Annotated in this window: 18 protein-coding genes; 7 read left to right on the forward strand and 11 right to left on the reverse strand. The window is 64.9% G+C overall.

Going from position 1 to position 18,905, the window contains the following annotated elements:
• Positions 1-6 precede the first annotated feature (6 nt).
• From WJU27_RS15830 to WJU27_RS15840, 3 genes are all read right to left on the reverse strand, one after another.
• Entirely contained in the window at positions 7-489 is a 483-nt protein-coding gene (locus WJU27_RS15830) for a hypothetical protein (RefSeq protein WP_341422698.1), read from the reverse strand.
• Between the two features lie 235 nt (positions 490-724).
• The gene (locus WJU27_RS15835; protein WP_341422699.1) at positions 725-1,168 is read right to left on the reverse strand and encodes a hypothetical protein; all 444 of its coding nucleotides are present in this window, start codon (positions 1,166-1,168) and stop codon (positions 725-727) included.
• Between the two features lie 240 nt (positions 1,169-1,408).
• Complete coding sequence (locus WJU27_RS15840) at positions 1,409-1,834, reverse strand: hypothetical protein (protein WP_341422700.1); 426 nt, start codon at positions 1,832-1,834, stop codon at positions 1,409-1,411.
• Positions 1,835-2,097: 263 nt separating this feature from the next.
• Here WJU27_RS15840 and WJU27_RS15845 point away from each other — a divergent pair, with 263 nt between their 5' ends.
• Both WJU27_RS15845 and WJU27_RS15850 read left to right on the forward strand, forming a co-directional pair.
• Complete coding sequence (locus WJU27_RS15845) at positions 2,098-3,189, forward strand: hypothetical protein (protein ID WP_341422701.1); 1,092 nt, start codon at positions 2,098-2,100, stop codon at positions 3,187-3,189.
• 107 nt (positions 3,190-3,296) lie between these two features.
• Entirely contained in the window at positions 3,297-3,701 is a 405-nt protein-coding gene (locus WJU27_RS15850) for a hypothetical protein (protein ID WP_341422702.1), read from the forward strand.
• Positions 3,702-3,949: 248 nt separating this feature from the next.
• Here the strand turns inward: WJU27_RS15850 and WJU27_RS15855 are convergent, their stop codons facing one another.
• The 8 genes from WJU27_RS15855 to polA form a co-directional block, all read right to left on the reverse strand.
• Positions 3,950-5,770, reverse strand: coding sequence for a putative bifunctional diguanylate cyclase/phosphodiesterase (locus tag WJU27_RS15855; protein ID WP_341422703.1), 1,821 nt, complete (start codon positions 5,768-5,770; stop codon positions 3,950-3,952).
• The gene (locus WJU27_RS15860; protein ID WP_020162987.1) at positions 5,767-7,077 is read right to left on the reverse strand and encodes a sensor domain-containing diguanylate cyclase; all 1,311 of its coding nucleotides are present in this window, start codon (positions 7,075-7,077) and stop codon (positions 5,767-5,769) included. The genes WJU27_RS15855 and WJU27_RS15860 overlap by 4 nt, the downstream gene beginning before the upstream one ends.
• Positions 7,078-7,089: 12 nt before the next feature.
• Entirely contained in the window at positions 7,090-7,482 is a 393-nt protein-coding gene (locus WJU27_RS15865; RefSeq protein ID WP_341422704.1) for a phosphonate transporter, read from the reverse strand.
• Between the two features lie 83 nt (positions 7,483-7,565).
• Positions 7,566-8,819 carry an AMP-binding protein gene (locus WJU27_RS15870; protein ID WP_341422705.1) on the reverse strand — a complete coding sequence of 418 codons (1,254 nt, stop codon included), beginning with the start codon at positions 8,817-8,819 and terminating at the stop codon, positions 7,566-7,568.
• Positions 8,816-10,378 (reverse strand): HAL/PAL/TAL family ammonia-lyase, encoded by a 1,563-nt coding sequence (locus WJU27_RS15875; protein WP_341422706.1) that lies wholly within the window; start codon positions 10,376-10,378, stop codon positions 8,816-8,818. The genes WJU27_RS15870 and WJU27_RS15875 overlap by 4 nt, the downstream gene beginning before the upstream one ends.
• A 128-nt stretch (positions 10,379-10,506) precedes the next feature.
• Positions 10,507-11,583, reverse strand: a complete 1,077-nt coding sequence (locus WJU27_RS15880; RefSeq protein WP_341422707.1) for an acyltransferase family protein — start codon at positions 11,581-11,583, stop codon at positions 10,507-10,509.
• A 67-nt stretch (positions 11,584-11,650) separates the two neighbouring features.
• Positions 11,651-12,304: a pyridoxamine 5'-phosphate oxidase family protein gene (locus WJU27_RS15885; RefSeq protein WP_341422708.1), complete on the reverse strand. Its 654-nt coding sequence runs from the start codon at positions 12,302-12,304 to the stop codon at positions 11,651-11,653.
• A gap of 123 nt (positions 12,305-12,427) precedes the next feature.
• On the reverse strand, positions 12,428-15,160 hold the full coding sequence (gene polA / locus WJU27_RS15890; protein WP_341422709.1) for a DNA polymerase I: 2,733 nt from the start codon (positions 15,158-15,160) through the stop codon (positions 12,428-12,430).
• Between the two features lie 86 nt (positions 15,161-15,246).
• Here polA and WJU27_RS15895 point away from each other — a divergent pair, with 86 nt between their 5' ends.
• From WJU27_RS15895 to nadD, 5 genes are all read left to right on the forward strand, one after another.
• Positions 15,247-15,975 (forward strand): LOG family protein, encoded by a 729-nt coding sequence (locus WJU27_RS15895; RefSeq protein WP_020162980.1) that lies wholly within the window; start codon positions 15,247-15,249, stop codon positions 15,973-15,975.
• A gap of 156 nt (positions 15,976-16,131) precedes the next feature.
• Positions 16,132-16,488, forward strand: a complete 357-nt coding sequence (locus WJU27_RS15900) for a DUF2782 domain-containing protein (protein ID WP_341422710.1) — start codon at positions 16,132-16,134, stop codon at positions 16,486-16,488.
• Positions 16,489-16,532: 44 nt separating this feature from the next.
• Positions 16,533-17,489: a homoserine kinase gene (locus tag WJU27_RS15905; protein ID WP_020162978.1), complete on the forward strand. Its 957-nt coding sequence runs from the start codon at positions 16,533-16,535 to the stop codon at positions 17,487-17,489.
• Positions 17,480-18,256 carry a BPSS1780 family membrane protein gene (locus WJU27_RS15910; RefSeq protein ID WP_341422711.1) on the forward strand — a complete coding sequence of 259 codons (777 nt, stop codon included), beginning with the start codon at positions 17,480-17,482 and terminating at the stop codon, positions 18,254-18,256. The genes WJU27_RS15905 and WJU27_RS15910 overlap by 10 nt, the downstream gene beginning before the upstream one ends.
• On the forward strand, positions 18,249-18,899 hold the full coding sequence (nadD, locus tag WJU27_RS15915) for a nicotinate-nucleotide adenylyltransferase (protein WP_341422712.1): 651 nt from the start codon (positions 18,249-18,251) through the stop codon (positions 18,897-18,899). The genes WJU27_RS15910 and nadD overlap by 8 nt, the downstream gene beginning before the upstream one ends.
• Positions 18,900-18,905 lie beyond the last annotated feature (6 nt).

Genomic DNA, 18,905 nt, shown 5'->3' on the forward strand with positions numbered 1-18,905 from the left:
ACAGCTTTAATGTTTGACCGCCCAAGAGCCATAAGCACGTTCTGTGTGACGGAGAGTTGTCGTTAGTGTTCTGCGAGCAGTCAATAGACTGCATTGTGGTCTCCTCGCGCGAGCATGTCGCTTTTCCTCCGAAGGCAGGGGTCGTGCGTTCGAATCGCGCCGGGCGCGCCAGTCACTAAACGGGTCGATCCTCAAGGATCGGCCCGTTTTACTTTTGGCCCTCGCCAGCTCGAGGCCGATCGACTCCCACTCCTTGCGCGCCTCGTCTGTTTTTGCCCGTTTGCTCGCGCAAAACGCCATCACCTCCCGCGGGTCGCGGTCGATCAACTTGGCAAGACCGATCGCCAGATCGTCGTCGGGTGCTTTCACTCCAGCCCGCCAGTTCGAGACGGCACTGCGGCTCACCGCCAGCTTGGCGGCAATGTCAGCGTCGTTCTTCGCGCGGCCCAGATCGACGGCTTCATCCAGGTACGTTGCGATCCTGTTCATAGGCGTGCTCCTGTTATCAGTCCGATAACGATAGTGCCGATGTTATCGGGTTGACAACCTTGTTGTTGTCCGGTCGATAAAACTCTTGGTCATGGTCTCTTCGCCGCAGCTCGCTGTCGTTGGCACTCCCCTTCAAAGCGTCGCACGCCGCTTCTGACATCGTGCGAATGCCGACGCGGCGCAGCCATTCCTTGCGCACCTGCCATTCAACGCGCCAGACATTCTCCTTGCAGCCCTACAGATCGAAGAGCCACGCCTTGCTGCTGCTCTCGTCAATCTCGGCGCACTTGTCGTGCATGCGAAGTACCAGCGGCCCTTCGCCGAGTCGGAAGGTCTGCGCCCGGCCGTTGCGCCGGTGCTTGTTGTCCTTCTGTGCCTGCGACACGAAGATGTTTTCGTCGAAGTCGAAGTCGAAGTCGAAGTCGAAGTCGAAGTCGAAGTCGAAGTCGAAGTCGAGATCGAGATCGAGATCGAGGTCGAGGTCGAGGTCGAGGTCGAGCTGGTAATCGAAGGTCAGATCGACACGGGAAAGGCGTTCGGGCCGGTAGGGTGCGAGGCCGCCCGCAGCCGCCCAGGTAAGAAAGCGGTCATGCAGCTTGAACGAGCCGAACTGCCACAGCGCGAAGCTGCAGAAAGTGACGTAGAAATTCGGCTGGTTGAACTCGCCGCACTGAACCACGAAAGCATCGTTTTCGAGCAGAAAGGGATAGCCGCTGCATGTGCCGTGACTGGCAAGCAGGAATTCTTCTCAGCCGAGCTTGACCGGTGTCGGGCCGCGCGACTTGGACGCACGCATCACTTCCTTCTCAACGGCGAGCTTGGCGTAGTCCAAGCATGGACCGGAAGAGGGCGCGAGGTAATACGCACACTCCACTGTGTCATGCCCGAAGAGGAGGAAAGTGGGTTGCACGGCGCGGCCTTACTTCGTTTGCAGCTCGGAAGGCGACAGGAGCAGCGGCGGGTAGAGCTGTTCCGGGTTCTCGTTGCCCAGCTCCTTTTCGATTTCCTTGAAGTGTTGGTTGGCGAGGCGGCGGAAATCGCTTCGAGGGCGGTTCGCAAGATGGACCGGCTCGTACTCGTAGCCGTTCTGTTCGGCGGCCAGGCGCTCGATGTGCTGATCTTCGGTGAGCGGACCCAGCGAGACGGGCAGATTGCGCTCCAGATCCGCAAGCGCCGCGGTCAGCAGGTCGGCCACGATCTGCGTACGGTTCTTGGTAGGGTACATCTCGCACAGAGCGGCGATCTTGGCGGCGATGTGCGTGGGCAGACGGAACGAGAACTGGCGGGGCGTGAGCCGCGTGTTGTCCGGGCTGCTCCAGAGGTCGTGCAGGTGGTTTGCCTTCATGGTCGTCACTCGAATGAAGTTTGAACGACACCCATGCTGCAGCAGCCGGCTAGCGAATGTCACTCGACATTTTCTATCAGCATAGAGGCTTCGCGACCGCACATCCACATCCGTCGGGTGTACGGTCGCGAAGTCGTGTGACAAGGACGTGGATGCAAAGCGGGTATAGTTACGCGCTCATCCTATCCATGTGTCCATAGCCCCCCCCTGTTACTTGGACGGGAGAGCTGCTTCGCGAAGATAAATAATCAAGGAATGTGTGAATGATCATCTCTGCGCATATGAATTTTTTTAGAATAAATAAATGTGGTTTGTACAAAACCGGAGGTGATGTCGCTAAGGGTTTAGAGCCATCGGAGACCTTCAGTTTGATTTATGACTGGGTGAAGACTAGGCCAATGGAGGCTACTATTCCATGGGATCCGGTTAGCGCGAAATCCGGGATGGCAAAATGTTATTGTCACGATTTTTTTCATTGTGAAGAAACAGGAGATTTCCTCTTTGTTTTATGGAAGTCCGAATCTGATAGCACAGGTGCAATTTGGGGTGCACAGGCGAACGCTCCAACAGGCATGTCCTCAGTAGTGGAATATAAGGATAATTACAAGGGGCGCAAGGTAATTTGGGGGCGTCCTTGTTACTACTGGATAGTTCCAGAGCTAAATACCATAGTATCGATAAAGGTTGATCATTCTGTATGTGATTCAGGATTGTTTCAAGAGTGGGTCTCAAAGTCCATTACTAACAGGGTAAATCATCCGGATAAAACAAAAACTGAAACTGATAATGGGTTTGTGCGATTTGAATTTTCCGATTCGACCGAAAATACCGGTAGGTACTCTTACAGGTTCGATGTCCATTTAAGGTCTTTGGAAACGGGGAACGCGGAGATGGATGAGCTTGTTTCCACGGTTACTCACATAGTTCGTCGAGACACCATAAAAGTCGGCACAGGGGTCGATGAGCGGCCCGCTTGGGTGAAGTTGTTTGACAGTGTTCCATTTTTGCCGCCTAAGCCGAAGGCAAAGACAAGGCAGATTGAGGTTCGCGCCGAGGCGAAGCCTAGTGCGGCTGAAATCAAAGCGATAGTTGAGAGCTTTGCTCGAGAGGAACGCGGGAAGAACTCATGGAATAACGTGGGCTTCCAAACAGAGAATGGCACCGTCGTGTGGGCGGATAGATATCGCCTTCATTCAAAAATAAACTTGAGCAAAGATGCATCTACGGTCTTTGCTGCATCAGACCTTTTTTCTCAGTTAAATAAGCAGCGAGATAGGATTTTGAGGGCAGTGCGGAAGGATGAATCAAGCCGCATGGGTGCTGAGAAGAAAACTGCACTTGGGGTGGGGTCGTGAGATATCGATATATTTCTTATGTGCTTTTTTCTTTTGCAGTCTATTTTGTCGCGATAAAGTACAAGCATGACTATAACTATAGTGATCTCAAAGATTACTTGGAGTTGATGTCTGCTGTGTCTGGCATGGTATTTACGATAATGGGAATATGGGTTGCATTTCTATATCCCAATGCTATTAGTAGGATAACTGGCTCAGATAAACTAGTGGTGAAGGATTTTTCTGAATCTCGGTCTGATGCAAAGCGCCTTGAAAGTATTGTTGCTGCGATCTTGACGTCTGCATTTGTGATGATCGCGGCCTTGATGGTTATTCTGGCTAAAATTATATTTTTTTCGACCCCGATTTATCTCGAATATAGAGTGGAGTTTAAGGCGCTTGCGCTAACAGCTGTTATCCTTATGACATTTTCTCAGTTGGAGTCCGTGTTAAAAGTTGTTGTTTCAAATGTTATGTTCATTAACGATCTGCACGTTCTAAGGCAAGATCGACAAGCAGATCGAGACATTTGAGTGATTTATTTATATTTCATGTTGTTTCAGTCAGTTAATTAGAGGTCTTTATGTTCTCGCTCCAGTGCCCATGTTTATCGCTCCGGGCGCGCCATGCATACAACGGGTCAGTCTGTGAGGACTGGCCCGTTTTCATTTGCGCTCGCCTGCCGTGCGCGGGCGCGTCCGCGTCAGCGCGATCCGCGACTCCGGCCAACGCGGGTGTCTGCACAGGGATTGCCGCAGCGGTCCGCAGGATCCGGCGGTCGTCAGGCGCGGAAGCCGGAGGCGGCGCGCAGGGGCGCCGCGGCGGACGGATGGGTTTCCGCCGGCATCGGGTCGGTGGCCCCGATGCGTTCCGCGAGCCACTGCGTGGCAGCAGGCGCAGCCAGCGGGCGCGACCACAGATAGCCCTGGCCCTTGTTGCAGTCCAGCGTCGCCAGCAGCGCCGCCTGACCTTCGGTCTCGATGCCTTCGGCGGTCGTGCTCATGCCGAGGCTGCGAGCAACGCGCACGGTGGCTTCTATCAGTACCCGCTTGTGCAGATTGCTCTCGGCGTCGGCGACGAAGGAGCGATCGATCTTGACCGTGTCGATCGGCAGCTGGCCCAGACAGGCCAGCGAGGAATAGCCGGTGCCGAAATCGTCCAGCGCGAGCGCGAGGCCGAGCGCTTTCAGTTCGAGCAGGCGGGCGCGGATGTCATCGCCCTGCGCCGCCATGCTTTCGGTCAGTTCCAGTTGCAGTGCCTGCGCCGGCAGGCCGCTCGATTCGAGCACGCGCGCGACCTGGTCGGTGATGGCGGCGTCCTGCAGTTGTGCTCGCGACAGGTTGACCGACACCATGCCGGGCGCCTGCGCGCCAAAACGGCGCTGCCACGCCGCCAGCTGTCGGCAGGCCGAATCGAGCACGAATTCGCCGACCGCGCCGATCAGGCCGCACTCCTCGGCAATCTCGATGAATTCGACCGGCGACACCAGACCGCGCTGCGGATGCTGCCAGCGGACCAGCGCCTCGAAGCCGGCGACGCGACCGTCGGTCAGCTCGACGATGGGCTGATAGACGACGAACAGTTCGTCCTGTTCGAGCGCCCGTCGCAGTTCCAGTTCGAGTGCGCCACGGCGGGTTGCGATGTCCTTGATCGACGGCGTGAACAGCACGTGGCGCCCGCCGCCGGCGCGCTTCGCCTCCTGCATGGCGAGGCTCGCGTCCTGCAGCAGGGCGTTCGCTTCGGCGGCGGCATGTATGCCGGCGACGACGCCGATGCTGGCAGAAATGTGCACCTCGACGCTATCGATCAGATAGGGGCGGGACAGCGTGTCGATCAGCCGCTGCGCGATGCTGTGCACGTCCTCGCTGTCGCGCAGGCCGTCGAGCAGCACGACGAACTCGTCACCGCCGAGGCGGGCCGTCGTGTGCAGCGGCTCCTGCGCCGGACCGACGGCGTCGCGCTGACGCACGGTGCCATTCAGCCGCTCGGCCACCATGCGCAGCAGCCGGTCGCCACCGGCCTGCCCAAGCGTCAGATTGACGCGATTGAAACGGTCGCAGTTGATGAACAGCACGGCAAAGGTGGGCGCACCGCCAGCGTCGTGGCGCGCCAGCGCCTGCTGTATCCGCTCCAGCACGGCGGAGCGGTTGGGCATCAGTGTCAGGCTGTCGGTGCGCGAGGCGTCGCGCATCCGCGAGGCCAGACGCTGCTGTTCCAGTTCCACCTCGTGCGTCACGTCATTGACGCAGCCCATGATGGTGTGGGCGTCGAGCCGCAGCAGACTGATGCCGAGCACGCGCCGGCCACCGGCCGTCGACCGCACCGGCATGCGCAGCCCCTCGCACACCAGCGCACCCGGCTCGATGGCGGCGTCGGCCATGGCGCGCAGATCGGGCGCCACCTCGTCCAGCACCTCGAACAGATTGTCCAGATTGCCCTGCCGCGCCAGCGGCATCAGCAACTGCGCCGAGCGAGGATTCATCATCGTCACCGTGCCGTCGGGCCGGATCTGCAGCAGGCCTATCGGCGCCTGGTAGAGGAACTGGATCAGCGCCTCGTAAGCGGGCGGCTGCAGATCCTCAGGGTCGCTGTCGGGCTTCATCGGACGGCCGCCGATTGAAGCGCCGGTTGCCAGCGCTCGACCCGGTTGCGGCCGCCGGCCTTGGCGGCATAGAGCGCCTCGTCGGCACGCTGCATCAGGGCATCGAAATCGCTCACGTCGGCATCCATCGTCGCAATGCCGGCGCTGATGGTGTAGCGCACGGCCTGCCCGCCGACCTCGACCGCCTGCGACGCGAGCAACTGGCACAGGCGCTGGGCAACCACCTCGGCACCCTCCAGCGTGGTGTCCGGCAGCAGCACGACGAATTCCTCGCCACCGAAGCGCGCCAGCACGTCCATCGCACGGAAGGTCGCGGTCATGCCGGCGGCGAGATGGCGCAGTACGGCGTCGCCGGCGGCGTGTCCATACTGGTCGTTGATGCGCTTGAAATGGTCGGCGTCTATCATCACCAGCGACAGCGGCCGCGGGAAGCGCGCCCAGCGCTGCATCTCCAGCTCGACCGCCTCGACGAAGGCGCGGCGGTTCAACAGGCCGGTCAGGTGATCGCAGGACACCGCCTTCAGCAACGCTTCCGCCGCCTCGCGCCGGTCTGACACGTCGCGGATGATGAGGCTGTAGGCATGTTCGTCCGTCAGCGCATCATCGCGGTCGTGCAGCGGGGCGATCAGGCAGCTGCCCCAGTAGCGACCTGCATCGGCGCGCACGCACCAGCCCTCGTCCAGGCTCCAGCCGGTGCGGTCGGCCTCATGCAGCCGGTCGAGCACGCGCTGTTCGGAAATCGCGTCTTCAGGGTAGAACATCGACAGACTGCGGCCGATCACCTGGTCCTCGGTGAAGCCGGTGATGCGGGCGATGCTCGGGTTCCAGTCCTGCACACAGCCATGGTTGTCGAGCGACACCAGGGCGTAGTCGGTAAGGCCTATAGCCAGCGTGTTGATCCAGGCCTGGCTCTGGCGCAGTTCCCGGTCCCGTCGGACCGACTGCGTCACGTCCGAAATGACGGCCATCAGCCGCTCGGCGTCGAGCTTGAGCAATGTCAGCGCCAGCACCTGGCTCTGTCTGCGGCCGGGCTGACCGGTCGCGATCGGCACCTGCAGCGCGTCGCACACCGTGCCGTGCAGGTCCGGAAAATCCTGCACCCGCTGTCGCAGGTCGGGCACCACGGCTTCCAGCGCGGTGAAAAGATTGGCCAACTGGCCGTCCGGGGAGAGCGGCATCAGCAGCTGCGCGCACAGCGGATTGATCATCGTGATCTCGCCGTCTGCCAGCGTCTGTACAAGGCCTATCGGCGCCATGTACATGAACTGCAGCAGCGCTTCGTATTCCTCTTCTACCGGTGCGCTCATGCGTGCTCCGGCTCAGGTCTGGCGGTGGACCAGCACATAGCGCAAGCCGCTGCCGGGTCGGGCGAGCAATCTGAGCTTCACCTTGACCGGGCGCATGCGCAGGGTCAGCACGTAGTCGATGGTGTCGTCGAGCACGCTGCCGTCCTGCTGCGCGTCCTCGAAGCGCTGGGCAACCATGAAGTTGTTCATGCACGGCGCCACCACGGTGAACAGCGCGTGCCCGATCACCCGTTCGGGCGACAGGCCGGCGGCGGCCGATTCGAAGCGGTTGTATCGTCTGACCTGGGTTGCGTCGTCCATGCCGATGACGCCGAAGTCGAGGTTGTCGAGCTCGGCATCGCTGGCGCGGTCGAGATAGTCAAACAGTGCTGCGCTGGAAAACGAGAGGGTCTGTTCCGTATTCATGGTGCTCCCTGGGTCGGTATCAACGGACACCTTGAGGTGCGCCGGATGGCAATGCGGAGGCAGCGGACACTCCGGACAACGGATCAGTTATCGGGAGTGCACTCGCGAACTTGAGGAGGCAACGAGGGCGCGATCGGCCAATCGACCAGCTTGCCGCGGGCGTCTGCCGGCAACTGGTCGCCGAACGACCAGGCGCGTGGACACTCGGGCGCCGACAGGCGTTCCCTCACCCACGCTTCAAGTGCGGGCAGCAGTGCGGCCGGGGTGGCGCCTGCGCGCAACACGACGAAGGCCTTCAGGCGTTCGCCCTCGGTCGGCGACATGCGGCGTACCGCACACGCCTCGACCAGCGGGTGTTCGAGCAGCACGTCGCGCACCCGCGCCGGAAACACGTTGATGCCCGCCACCTGGACCGCCTCGTCACGCCGCCCGGCCAGGCGGAAGCGCCCGTCCGGCAGCCACTCGATCAGGTCCTGCAGCGCCGCAGGCTGTTCGCTGCCATCGGCTGCGCGGCGCAGCAGTACAGCATCGTCGGCCACCGCGCGGCGCCAGTGCGGCATCAGCGTGTAGGGCGCGCCAGCGGCGTCGCGCCAGCCGATGCCGGCCGTCTCCGAACTGCCGTAGATCTGCAGCAGACGCGCCAGACCCAGCGCCAGAAGCGCGTCGGCCAGTGCATCCGGGCAGGGTGCGGTGGAAGTGGTGCCGAGGACATCAGCCGGCAGCCGCGGGCCGAAGCGGGCGAGCAGCGACCAGTGCGCGGGATGACTCACCAGCAGATCGCCCGGCTGCAGCCGGCCGGTCAGCGCCTGCGGCGGCAGCGGCCGCACATCTATGACATCGTGCGTACCCAGGCTGGGCGGCAGCAGGACGCCGAAGATGAAGCCATAGATGTGATGGACCGGCACCGCGACCAGCACCCGCCGGCGCGGCCCGATGTGGGCGGCCAGCGCATCGACCTCCTCTTCCAGCATCGTCAGCGCGTGGGTGCACGCCTTCGGCATGCCGGTGCTGCCGGACGTGCGGAAGGTCAGGCGGCGGCCATCCTGCGCGAGGCCTTCGCGGGCCAGCGCGCAGTACTGGCCGAAGGTGCTTGCCGCTGGCAGCGCATCGATCACCGTGCTGTCGTGCAGCTGCAGCAGTTCGGCGATGGCGGCGGCCAGCGTATGGCGCTCCAGCGAATCGAGCCCGAAGCCGCTGTCGTCGAAGGCCATCGACGCCGACCATGGCTGCTGCGGCAGCGGTGAGCCGCCGGGCCGCAGCCGTCGCACCTCGTCGGCGATCAGGTCGGCAAGCACGCGTTCCAGCGCCGGGCCGTCGGCGTGCCAAGGGGCGCTCATCCGTCCGACTCCAGCACGTCGCTGGCGCTGCCTGTGCGCAGCACGTCCACCAGCCGGGTCAGTTCATGGTCCAGCGCGCGGTCCTCGACCACCAGCGGAATGCGGGCCTCGAGCCATGACTGCGTGTGCGCCAGCACCGGCGGCAGCGCACCGGCGTCGATGCGGCCGCGCAGCGCGACCGCCTGCCGGGCCGACACCAGCATCGCCGCCAGCACCTGTTCGCCCAGTTCGAGCACGCGCAGGCAGTCGCGCGCGGCGATCGTGCCCATGCTCACCTTGTCCTGGTTGTGGCATTCGGTCGAGCGCGAGAACACCGACGCCGGCAGGGTGGTCTTCAGCGCCTCGGCGGTCCACGCTGACACCGCGATCTGCAGCGCCTTCAGGCCGTGGTTCAGTGCGCCGCGTTCGCCGGTGGCGGCGGTCAGGTTGTCGGGCAGGCCGTGGCTGAAGCGGCTGTCCACCAGCAGCGCGAGCTGACGGTCCAGCAGATCGAGCACGTTGGCGACCGCGGTCTTCAGGCTGTCCATCGCGAACGCGACGTGACCGCCGTAGAAATGTCCGCCGTGCAGCACGCGCCCGCTGTCAGGGTCGATCAGCGGATTGTCGTTGGCGCTGTTCAGTTCGTTTTCGATCAGCGTCCGCGTGAAGGACAGCGCGTCTTCGAGCACGCCGATCACGTGCGGCGCGCAGCGCAGCGAGTAGCGGTCCTGCAGCCGCGCCGGATTGCGTGCCGCGCCTGCGTCGCAAGCGAGGTCGCGACGCAGCCGGCGCGCCACCGCCTGCGGTCCCGGATGCGGCTTGGCGGCGAACAGCAGCGCGTCGAAGTGGTGCGGGTTGCCGGCAGTCGCGAACACATTCAGCGCGGTCAGGCGGGTGGCGACCAGGCTGCAGCGCTGTGCCCGCTGCCACGCGAGACAGGCCAGCGCGGTCATGACGGCGGTACCGTTCATGATGGCCAGCCCCTCCTTCGGCTGCAGCGACAGCGGCTGGATGCCGGCTTCGGCCAGCGCCTCGCGCGCCGGCATGCGCCGCCCACGCCACCGCACGTCACGCTCGCCGCACAGCGCGGCGGCGACATAGGACAGCGGCGTCAGGTCGCCGCTGGCGCCGACCGAGCCTTCGGCCGGAATGCAGGGCAGGATGTCGTGCTCGAGCAGCGCCGCCAGATGCTGCAGCAGCTCGTAGCGCACACCGGACATGCCCTGGCACAGCGAGGCCAGCCGCGCGGCCAGCACCGCGCGCGTCTCGTCGGCTTCCAGCAGGCGCCCCATGCCGACGCCGTGATAGGTGTAGAGGTGGTGCGGCAGTTCCGCCACCTGCCCGGCAGGCACCGCCACCGTGCACGACTCGCCGTAGCCGGTGGTGACGCCGTAGATCACGCCGTCGTCGGCGAGCAGCTGCAGCACGACGCGGGCGCCGGCGTCGATGCGGGCGCGGAACGCTGCCTCGGTCGACAGCACGGCGCGACGCCTGCCGTCGGCGATCGCGGCAATCGCCTCGATGTCGAGCGGGCGACCGTCGAAAACGACGTCATCGTGTTCCGGTACGGCGGCGGTCATGAGATCCCTATCGAAGTGGACACCAGGCGAAGCATGGCAGCGGGCGGCCAGGCTGCGTAGTGTCGCCCGGGCAGCGGGCGCAAGCGAAGACAGCGGCCGGGCGGCGGGGTTTCACGCGCACAAGGGGTTCAGCCGGCGCAGCGCCGTTCGACCTGGCGATGGAACAGCGCCCCGGCGCCCACGCTGGCCGCCCAGGCGAAGGCAAGTGCGGGCGGCGCGGTATCCGGCGTCGCACCCCACAGACGGGTAACGAAGGCGTTCACCAGCATGGCCACCGGGTAGTGGATCAGGAAGACCGAGAACGAGATCCGGCCGAGGAAGGCAAGTGCCGGAAGGTCCGGCCATTTCGCCAGCAACCCGCTGCGCAGACCGCCCCACAGCAGCAGCGCCACGCAGCCGGCAAACGCCACGCGCTCGCGGTGTTCCAGGGTCAGCGCCAGCAGCACGGCGGCGGCGACTGCCGCACCCCACAGCAGCGAGCGGCCTGGTCTGGACAACCAGCAGACGGCTGCCCCCAGCGCATAGACACCGAAATAGTAAGGACCGGCGACGTCCCAACCGGTGTCGCGATTGATCACGAACAGCGACGCCGCCGCAACGCCGGCGGTGATCGCGGCGAGCACGACGGCGTGGCGTGTCGGACCGGTGTGCGAGGCCAACCAGACCAGCAGCGCCGCCATCGCGTACAGCTGAAAGTCGATCGCCACGTACCAGACACCGGCCGACAGTGCCTCGACGCCGACAATGTCCTGCAGCAGCAGTGCGTGCGCCAGCAGCTGACCGACCGAGGGCGTACCGGGCAGGCTGGGGTCGTCGATCAGCGCGCGGGCAATCGCGGCGCAGACGACGCTGATCAGCACGGCCACCATGCAGGGCAGTGCGAGCCGGCGATAGCGCTTCCACAGCACCGCCGGCAGCGACAGCGGTCGCGGCTGCAGCGCTGGCGCCAGCGCGCGGGCAGCGAGGAAGCCGCCGATGACGAAGAACACCTGCACCGCGAGCCGCCCGTCGTAGTAGAGCCAGTCGGCGAGCTGCGGGAAGCGACTGCGGAAGGCCTCCGCCAGCGGACCGTAGGCGACCAGGTGATGCAGCACGATGAGCTGTGACGCGACCGCCTTCAGCGTGTCGAATACCGCGAGGCGCGACGCGGCGTCGTGCCGGTCGACGCGGGAGAGGGTATCGGTACCGGCCGACGGGACGTGCATTGCGGGAGATTCCAGTGCGAGGCACCGCATTGTGCATGCCGCTTACCCGAATTCAAGGCCGGCCGCGTCAGCCCTCGCCGCGCGCCACCTTTGCCTCGTAGGTGGCAAGATCCAGCAGACCTTCCTGCATCGCCTGCCGGCGTTCGTGTTCCGGCAGCACGTCCTGCACCATGTCCAGCCGCTTCCACGAGGCAAGCGGCGTCGTGCATTCCGCCCTCGGCACGTACTTCGACTGTTCGAGCTTGCGGTAACGGTGGACGTAGCGCGGACAATTCACCCAGATCTTGCTGACCGTCACGCGCACCAGATACTTGGCTTCGTCGTAGTCGGCCAGCAGCGGATTGTCGGCCAGGAATTCGGCCGTGCCCTGCACACGTACGCGGTGCGGGTTCTCGAAATCGATGAACAGCAGGCCGACGCGCGACTGCCCGACGATATTGCCCACCGAATAGAACATGCCGTTTCCGTCGTAGCCCGGAAAGACCAGCGTGTGCGCGTCGAGCACCTTGACGAAGCCGGTGGGACCGCCCTTGTACGACACCGTAGGATTGCCGTCGGGATCGACCGTCGACAGGAAGAACATGTCGCGCGACGCGATGAAGGCGCGCTCGTCGTCCGAAATCTGCTCATGCACCCATCCGGTGTCGAGCATCTCGGCCAGACCGGTGGTGCCGTAGGCCTGTTGCAGTGCGCGATGGTGGTCCGAATACAGCGAAGACATGGCGGTTCTCCTCGACCGGATTGCAGCGAGCCGGGCGAACCGGCTCGCCGGCGCATCGACGGGTGCGCGTGAACCAGCATAGGGAGAGCCGCGCGGGCAAGGTGCCCGCGGTGCTGCGGCCTGTCAGTGCGCTTCGTCCCAGTTGCGGCCGACACCGGCCTCGACCTTGAGCGGCACCGACAGCTGCGCGACGCCTTCCATCAGCGCCGGCACCCGCTCGCGCACGCGGTCGAGTTCGGCCTCCGGCACTTCGAGCACCAGTTCGTCGTGCACCTGCAGGATGATGCGCGTCTTCAGGCCTTCGGCGGCGAGCCAGCCGTCGACCGCGATCATCGCCAGCTTGATCAGGTCGGCCGCCGTGCCCTGCATCGGCGCGTTGATTGCCGCGCGCTCGGCGCCCTGGCGGCGCCCCACCTGCTGGGCGCGGATGTCCGGCAGCTGCAGGCGGCGGCCGAACACGGTTTCGACATAGCCCTGCTCGCGCGCCAGCGCGCGCGTCTCGTCCATGTAGCGGGCCACACCCGGGTACTGCGCGAAGTAGCGGTCTATCCAGCTCTGCGCGGCGCTGCGCTCGATGTCCAGGTTCTTCGCCAGACCGTGCGCGCTCATGCCGTAGATCAGACCGAAATTGATCACCTTGGCATAGCGGCGCTGTTCGCTGCTTACCTCGTCCGGCGGCACGCCGAACACCTCCGACGCGGTGGCGCGGTGCACGTCCTCGCCGTCGGCGAAAGCTTGCAGCAGGCGGGCGTCCTGCGACAGGTGGGCCATGATGCGCAGTTCGATCTGCGAATAGTCCGCGCTGACCAGCACATGACCCGGCGGCGCGATGAAGGCGGAACGGATGCGCCGGCCCTCGGCGGTGCGCACCGGAATGTTCTGCAGATTGGGATCGACCGAGGACAGCCGGCCGGTCACCGCCACCGCCTGACCGAAGCTGGTGTGCACGCGGCCGGTGTCGGCGCGCACCATGCGCGGCAGCTTGTCGGTATAGGTGCCTTTCAGCTTGGCCATGCCGCGGTACTCGAGAATGAGCGCCGGCAGCGGGTAGTCCAGCGCGAGCTGCGACAGCACTTCCTCGTCGGTCGACGGCGTGCCGGACGGCGTTTTCTTGATCACCGGCAGCTTTTCGCGCTCGAACAGGATTTCCGCCAGCTGCTTCGGCGAATTGATGTTGAAGGGCTGCTTGGCGGCGGTGTGCGCGCGCTGTTCCAGCTCCAGCATCTTCTGGCCCAGTTCGTTGCTCTGCGCGGCGAGCGAGGCGCTGTCCAGCAGCACGCCGGTGCGCTCCATGCGGAACAGGATGTCGGACACCGGCAGTTCGATGTCGCGATATATATATGCAAGCTTGCTATCGGCCTGAATGCGCGGGGCCAGCACTTCATGGACGCGCAGCGTCACGTCGGCGTCCTCGGCGGCGTAGGCGGCGGCGCGGTCGAGCGCCACCTGTTCGAAACCGATGCGCGCCGCGCCCTTGCCGGTCACCTCGTCGTAGCTGATCACCTTCAGGCCGAGGTGGCGGGTGACCAGGGTGTCGAGGTTGTGGTTGCGATCGGCTTCCAGCACATAGCTTTCGAGCAGCGTGTCATCGACCACGCCGGCCAGCCGGATGCCGTGGTTGGCAAACACGTGGCGGTCGTACTTCAGGTTCTGGCCGAGCTTGCCGTGCGTCGCCGATTCCAGCCAGGGCTTGAGCTTCGCCAGCACCTCGTCGCGGGGCAGCTGGACCGGTGCATCCGGGTACACGTGGGCCAGCGGCAGGTAGGCGGCCACACCGGGTTCCAGCGCGAAGCTCATGCCCACCAGCTGCGCTTCCATCGGCTCCAGGCTGGTGGTTTCGGTGTCCAGCGACACCACCTTCGCCGCCATCAGCTTCGCGTGCCAGCGCTCGAAGGCCGCCCAGTCGAGCAGGGTTTCGTAGTCGGCACGGTGGCTGCCTTCAGGTGCGGTCGAGGGCACGGCGTCCTCGGCCGGTGCGGGCGCATTGACCGTCACCGTCTTGCGCGGGCCCTTGGCCAGATCCTCGAGCAGACCCTTGAAACCGTAGCGCTCGTAAAGCGGGCGCAGCGCGTCGGCGTTCTCGCCGTCGGAGGTCAGCGATTCCAGCGGCTGCGGCAGATCGACGTCGCATTTGACGGTCAGCAGCTTGCGCGCCAGCGGCAGGAAGTCGAGGTGGGCGCGCAGGTTCTCGCCCACCTTGCCGCCGATGTCGGCCGCGTTGGCGACCACCGAATCCAGCGTGCCGCCATACTGCTGCAGCCACTTCACCGCGGTCTTCGGGCCGCACTTGTCGACGCCCGGCACGTTGTCCACGCTGTCGCCGATCAGCGCGAGGTAATCGACGATGGCCGACGGCGGCACGCCGAACTTGGCCAGCACACCGGCTTCGTCCAGTTTTTCCTCGCTCATCGTGTTCACCAGCGTCACGTGCTTGTTCACCAGCTGTGCGAGGTCCTTGTCGCCGGTCGATATGACGCAGTCGATGCCGCGTTCGGTCGCCTGCGCGGCCAGCGTGCCGATCACGTCGTCGGCCTCCACCCCCTCGATCATCAGCAGCGGCCAGCCGAGCGCGCGCACCGCGTCGTGGATCGGCGCGATCTGCGCGGCCAGATCTTCCGGCATCGGCGGACGGTGGCCCTTGTAATCCGGATACCAGTCCTCGCGGAAGGTCTTGCCCTTGGCATCGAACACGACAGCGCGATAGTCCGCCTTGTAGTCGCTTGCCAGCCGCCTTAGCATGTTGATGACACCGCGCAGCGCGCCGGTCGGCTCGCCCTGTGCATTGCGCAGGTCCGGCATCGCGTGGAAGGCGCGGTAAAGGTAGGACGATCCATCGACGAGCAGCAGCGTGGGCATGGCGGATTCCGCGTGGGGACATTCGGTCGGCCCGCGATTATCGCCGCACCCGCCCTGATCGGGCACTTTCACCGGATACTTTTCCCATGAGCGCAAAAGACAAACTGCCGGGCATGATCGACCCCGGTGAAGCGGCACGCACCAGCAGCGCACGCGAGGCCTGGCGCATCTTCGGCATCATGGCCGAGTTCGTCGAGGCGACCGAGCGGCTGCAGCAGATCCGGCCGGCGGTGAGCATCTTCGGCAGCGCCCGCACGCCAGTCGACCATCCGTATTACGCACTGACCGAGCGGGTTGCGCGCGAGCTGTCGGACGCGGGCTTCTCGGTCATTTCCGGCGGCGGCCCGGGCATCATGGAAGCGGCCAACAAGGGCGCCTTCCACGGCAAGTCGCCGAGCGTCGGCCTGAACATCCAGTTGCCGATGGAACAGCACGCGAACGTCTATCAGGACATATCGCATTCCTTCGAGCACTTCTTCGCCCGCAAATACATGTTCGTGCGCTTCGCCGCCGCCTACGTCGTGATGCCCGGCGGTTTCGGCACGGTGGACGAACTGATGGAGGCGCTGACGCTGATCCAGACGCGCAAGAGCCGCAGCATTCCGGTCATCCTCGTGCACGCGCCGTTCTGGGCGGGCCTGATCGACTGGTTCCGCAACACGCTGGTGGCCGAAGGCATGATTTCGCCGGAAGACATGGATCTGGTGCAGATCATCGACGACCCTGCCCAGATCGTCGACGCGATATTCCGGCATTACGAGAACCGCAGCTTCATGCCGCTGCCTGAGGAACACGAGGCGATGTTGAATCTTTGAGAGGCAGGGGCTGGGGACTAGAGGCTAGGGGCTAGTGAAGATCTCGCGCGGCGACCGCCGCGCCTGTTCGCTAGCCCCTCATCCCTAGCCCCTAGCCTCTCCCCGCTGCCCCCCGCCCTGCCTCTGTTAAACTGCCGGAATTACGAAGGATTTTCGATGCGTCCGCTACTTTTTGCAGCAGTTCTCGCAGCCGCGCTGGGCAGTTTGGCGCCTGCGGTATATGCCCAGGCCGGTCGTCCGCCCGACCTGCAGCCGATTCCCGAACCGCCGCCGCCGCCCGAGCCGCTGGAAGGCGAAGTGGCCGTCGAGCCGCAGATCACCATCATCCAGCGCGGTGAGGAGACGGTGGAAGAGCACCGCGTGAACGGCAAGCTCTACATGATCAAGGTGACGCCGCGTCACGGCGTGCCCTACTACCTGATGGACGAGAACGGCTCCGGCGCGATGACGCGCTATGACGATCTCGATTCGGGCCTGCGCGTGCCGAAGTGGGTGATCTTCTCGTTCGACTGACCCGCGCGCGCCGCCGGCGCGTGCCCAACCATCCGTTCTGACTCGTGTCCGTCTTCACCACCGTCACCGCAGATGAGCTGCGCGACTGGCTGAAGAATTACTCCATCGGCCATCTGGTGTCGCTGGAGGGAATTCCGGCCGGCATCGAAAACACCAATTACTTCGTCGACACCTCGCACGGTCGTTACGTGCTGACCGTGTTCGAGAAGCTGACGCGCACCGAACTGCCGTTCTACGTGCACCTTATGGCGCATCTGGCGCGTCACGGCATTCCCTGTCCGGCGCCGATCGCCGACCGCGACAACGAATACCTCGGCACGATCCACGGCAAGCCGGCCATGCTGGCCACCCGCCTCGCCGGCCGCTCGCAGATGGAACCGGGCGCGGCGCACTGCGCCGCCATCGGCGGCATGCTGGCCACCATGCACGTGGCCGGCCAGAGCTACGGCCGCCGCTTCGACAACCCGCGCGGCTACGGCTGGTGGCTCGAAACGGCGCCGAAGCTGCTCGGCTTCCTGCCGGACGACGAGCGCACGCTGCTCGAAACCGAAATCGCCTTCCAGCGCGAAGCCCGCGAACAGGGCCTGTGCCGCGACCTGCCCTTCGGCGTCGTGCACGCCGACCTGTTCCGCGACAACTGCCTGATGGATGGCGAACGCATCGGCGGCATCATCGATTTCTATTTCGCCGGCGACGACTACCTGCTGTTCGACCTCGCGGTGACGCTGAACGACTGGTGTTCCGACGCCTCCGGCGAACTGATGGCTGACCGGGCCGACGCGCTGATCAAGGCCTACCACGCCGAACGGCCGCTGTCCGACGCCGAGCATCGCGCCTGGCCGGCGATGCTGCGCGGCGCGGCGCTGCGCTTCTGGATGTCGCGGCTTTACGACTTCCACATGCCGCGCGGCGGCGAGATGGTGCACACGCACGATCCGGCCCGTTTCCGCGATGTGCTGCGCGCGCGCATCCGCGCCGGTGACGCGCTGCCATGGCGGTGAGCCTGCAGGCGCGCACGCTGCCCGCGCTCGCCGGCTGGTCGTGGATCAGCGGCGGCTTCGCGCTGTTCCGCCGCAATCCGCCGCTGATGACGGCGCTCACCATGACCTATCTGCTGGTCATGGTCTTCCTCAACATCGTGCCACTGCTCGGTCCGGTGCTGGTGGCGGTGTGCCTGCCGGTGATGTCGGTCATCGTGTTCAACGGTGCGCGCATCCTCGACGAGAAGCGCGACATCGACGCCGCCGGCCTGAAACAGGGACTGATGGCGAACGCGCGCACGCTGGTGCAGCTGGGCTTCGTGCACCTTGGCGGATCGCTGGTGGTGGTGCTGATCCACACGCTCATCTTCCAGATGCCGGAAGGCGCCGCGGTCGACGCCGACGAAGAGCTGTTCATGCGCACGCTGATGCAGCTGCTGCCGCTGGTGCTGCCGCTCATCCTGATCATGTGGTTCCCGCCCTACCTGATCGCGACGCAGGACATGCCGCTCGGCAAGTCGCTGTTCTTCGGCGCGGTAGCCGTGCTGCGCAACGCCGGCGCCTTCATCGTCTATTTCGCCGGCGCGGCCTTGCTCGGCGTCGGGCTGCCGATGCTGGTGGTGCAGGTGCTCGGCGGCGACGGCAGTCTGGCCAGTGCGCTGCGTTTCCTGCTGCGCATCGCACTGCTGTTCGTGCTGGTGCCCACGCTGGCCGCCAGCCTGTACGTGAGCTTCCGCCAGGTGTTCGCGCCGGGCGAGCAGCCGGCGCCCGAGCCCGCCGATGAGTGAAGCGCCGCCGCTCGGCGTGTTCGGCGGCACCTTCGATCCGGTGCACGTCGGCCACCTGAGACTGGCGGAAGAGGCGCGCGAAGCACTGCAGCTCGGGCGCGTGCGCTGGATTCCGGCCGGTCAGCCCTGGCACCGCGCGGCGCCGCAGACCTCGCCAGCGCACCGACTGGCCATGGTCGAGGCGGCCGTAGCGTCGAACGAGGCGTTCGAGGTCGACGGCCGTGAAGTAGCGTCCGGCCGGCCGAGCTACACGGTCGACACGCTGACCGCGCTGCGCGCAGAACTGGGCGACGCGTTGCCGCTGGTGCTGATACTCGGCACCGACGCGTTCAGCCTGTTGCATACCTGGCACCGCTGGCGCGAGCTGTTCGCGCTGGCCCATATCGGACTGGCGACCCGAGCCGGCCAGGCCGCCGACGCCGCGGCGCTGGACCCAGCGCTGGCAGCCGAACTGGCGGCACGCGGCGGACGTGATGCGCAGGCCTTGCGCGAGCGCCCGTCCGGCGCCATCGTACGTTTCGACATGACGCCGCTGGCGGTGTCGGCCACCGACATCCGGGCACGGCTGGCGCGCGGCGAGCGCTGCCGCTACCTGCTGCCCGACGAAGTATTCGAATACATCCGCCTTAACCGGCTCTACTGAAAGCTT

This window comes from Methyloversatilis sp. NSM2 (assembly GCF_038066675.1).
Lineage (GTDB): Bacteria > Pseudomonadota > Gammaproteobacteria > Burkholderiales > Rhodocyclaceae > Methyloversatilis > Methyloversatilis discipulorum_A.

What these genes read in the sequence shown, in the direction of transcription:
- WJU27_RS15830 (WP_341422698.1), bottom strand. Translation starts at nt 489, where the DNA reads ATGAACAGGATCGCAACGTACCTGGATGAAGCCGTCGATCTGGGCCGC.
- WJU27_RS15840 (WP_341422700.1), bottom strand. Translation starts at nt 1,834, where the DNA reads ATGAAGGCAAACCACCTGCACGACCTCTGGAGCAGCCCGGACAACACG.
- WJU27_RS15910 (WP_341422711.1), top strand. Translation starts at nt 17,480, where the DNA reads ATGGCGGTGAGCCTGCAGGCGCGCACGCTGCCCGCGCTCGCCGGCTGG.
- WJU27_RS15885 (WP_341422708.1), bottom strand. Translation starts at nt 12,304, where the DNA reads ATGTCTTCGCTGTATTCGGACCACCATCGCGCACTGCAACAGGCCTAC.
- WJU27_RS15845 (WP_341422701.1), top strand. Translation starts at nt 2,098, where the DNA reads ATGATCATCTCTGCGCATATGAATTTTTTTAGAATAAATAAATGTGGT.
- WJU27_RS15855 (WP_341422703.1), bottom strand. Translation starts at nt 5,770, where the DNA reads ATGAAGCCCGACAGCGACCCTGAGGATCTGCAGCCGCCCGCTTACGAG.
- WJU27_RS15880 (WP_341422707.1), bottom strand. Translation starts at nt 11,583, where the DNA reads ATGCACGTCCCGTCGGCCGGTACCGATACCCTCTCCCGCGTCGACCGG.
- polA (WP_341422709.1), bottom strand. Translation starts at nt 15,160, where the DNA reads ATGCCCACGCTGCTGCTCGTCGATGGATCGTCCTACCTTTACCGCGCC.
- WJU27_RS15865 (WP_341422704.1), bottom strand. Translation starts at nt 7,482, where the DNA reads ATGAATACGGAACAGACCCTCTCGTTTTCCAGCGCAGCACTGTTTGAC.
- nadD (WP_341422712.1), top strand. Translation starts at nt 18,249, where the DNA reads ATGAGTGAAGCGCCGCCGCTCGGCGTGTTCGGCGGCACCTTCGATCCG.
- WJU27_RS15870 (WP_341422705.1), bottom strand. Translation starts at nt 8,819, where the DNA reads ATGAGCGCCCCTTGGCACGCCGACGGCCCGGCGCTGGAACGCGTGCTT.
- WJU27_RS15850 (WP_341422702.1), top strand. Translation starts at nt 3,297, where the DNA reads ATGTCTGCTGTGTCTGGCATGGTATTTACGATAATGGGAATATGGGTT.
- WJU27_RS15860 (WP_020162987.1), bottom strand. Translation starts at nt 7,077, where the DNA reads ATGAGCGCACCGGTAGAAGAGGAATACGAAGCGCTGCTGCAGTTCATG.
- WJU27_RS15895 (WP_020162980.1), top strand. Translation starts at nt 15,247, where the DNA reads ATGAGCGCAAAAGACAAACTGCCGGGCATGATCGACCCCGGTGAAGCG.
- WJU27_RS15900 (WP_341422710.1), top strand. Translation starts at nt 16,132, where the DNA reads ATGCGTCCGCTACTTTTTGCAGCAGTTCTCGCAGCCGCGCTGGGCAGT.
- WJU27_RS15875 (WP_341422706.1), bottom strand. Translation starts at nt 10,378, where the DNA reads ATGACCGCCGCCGTACCGGAACACGATGACGTCGTTTTCGACGGTCGC.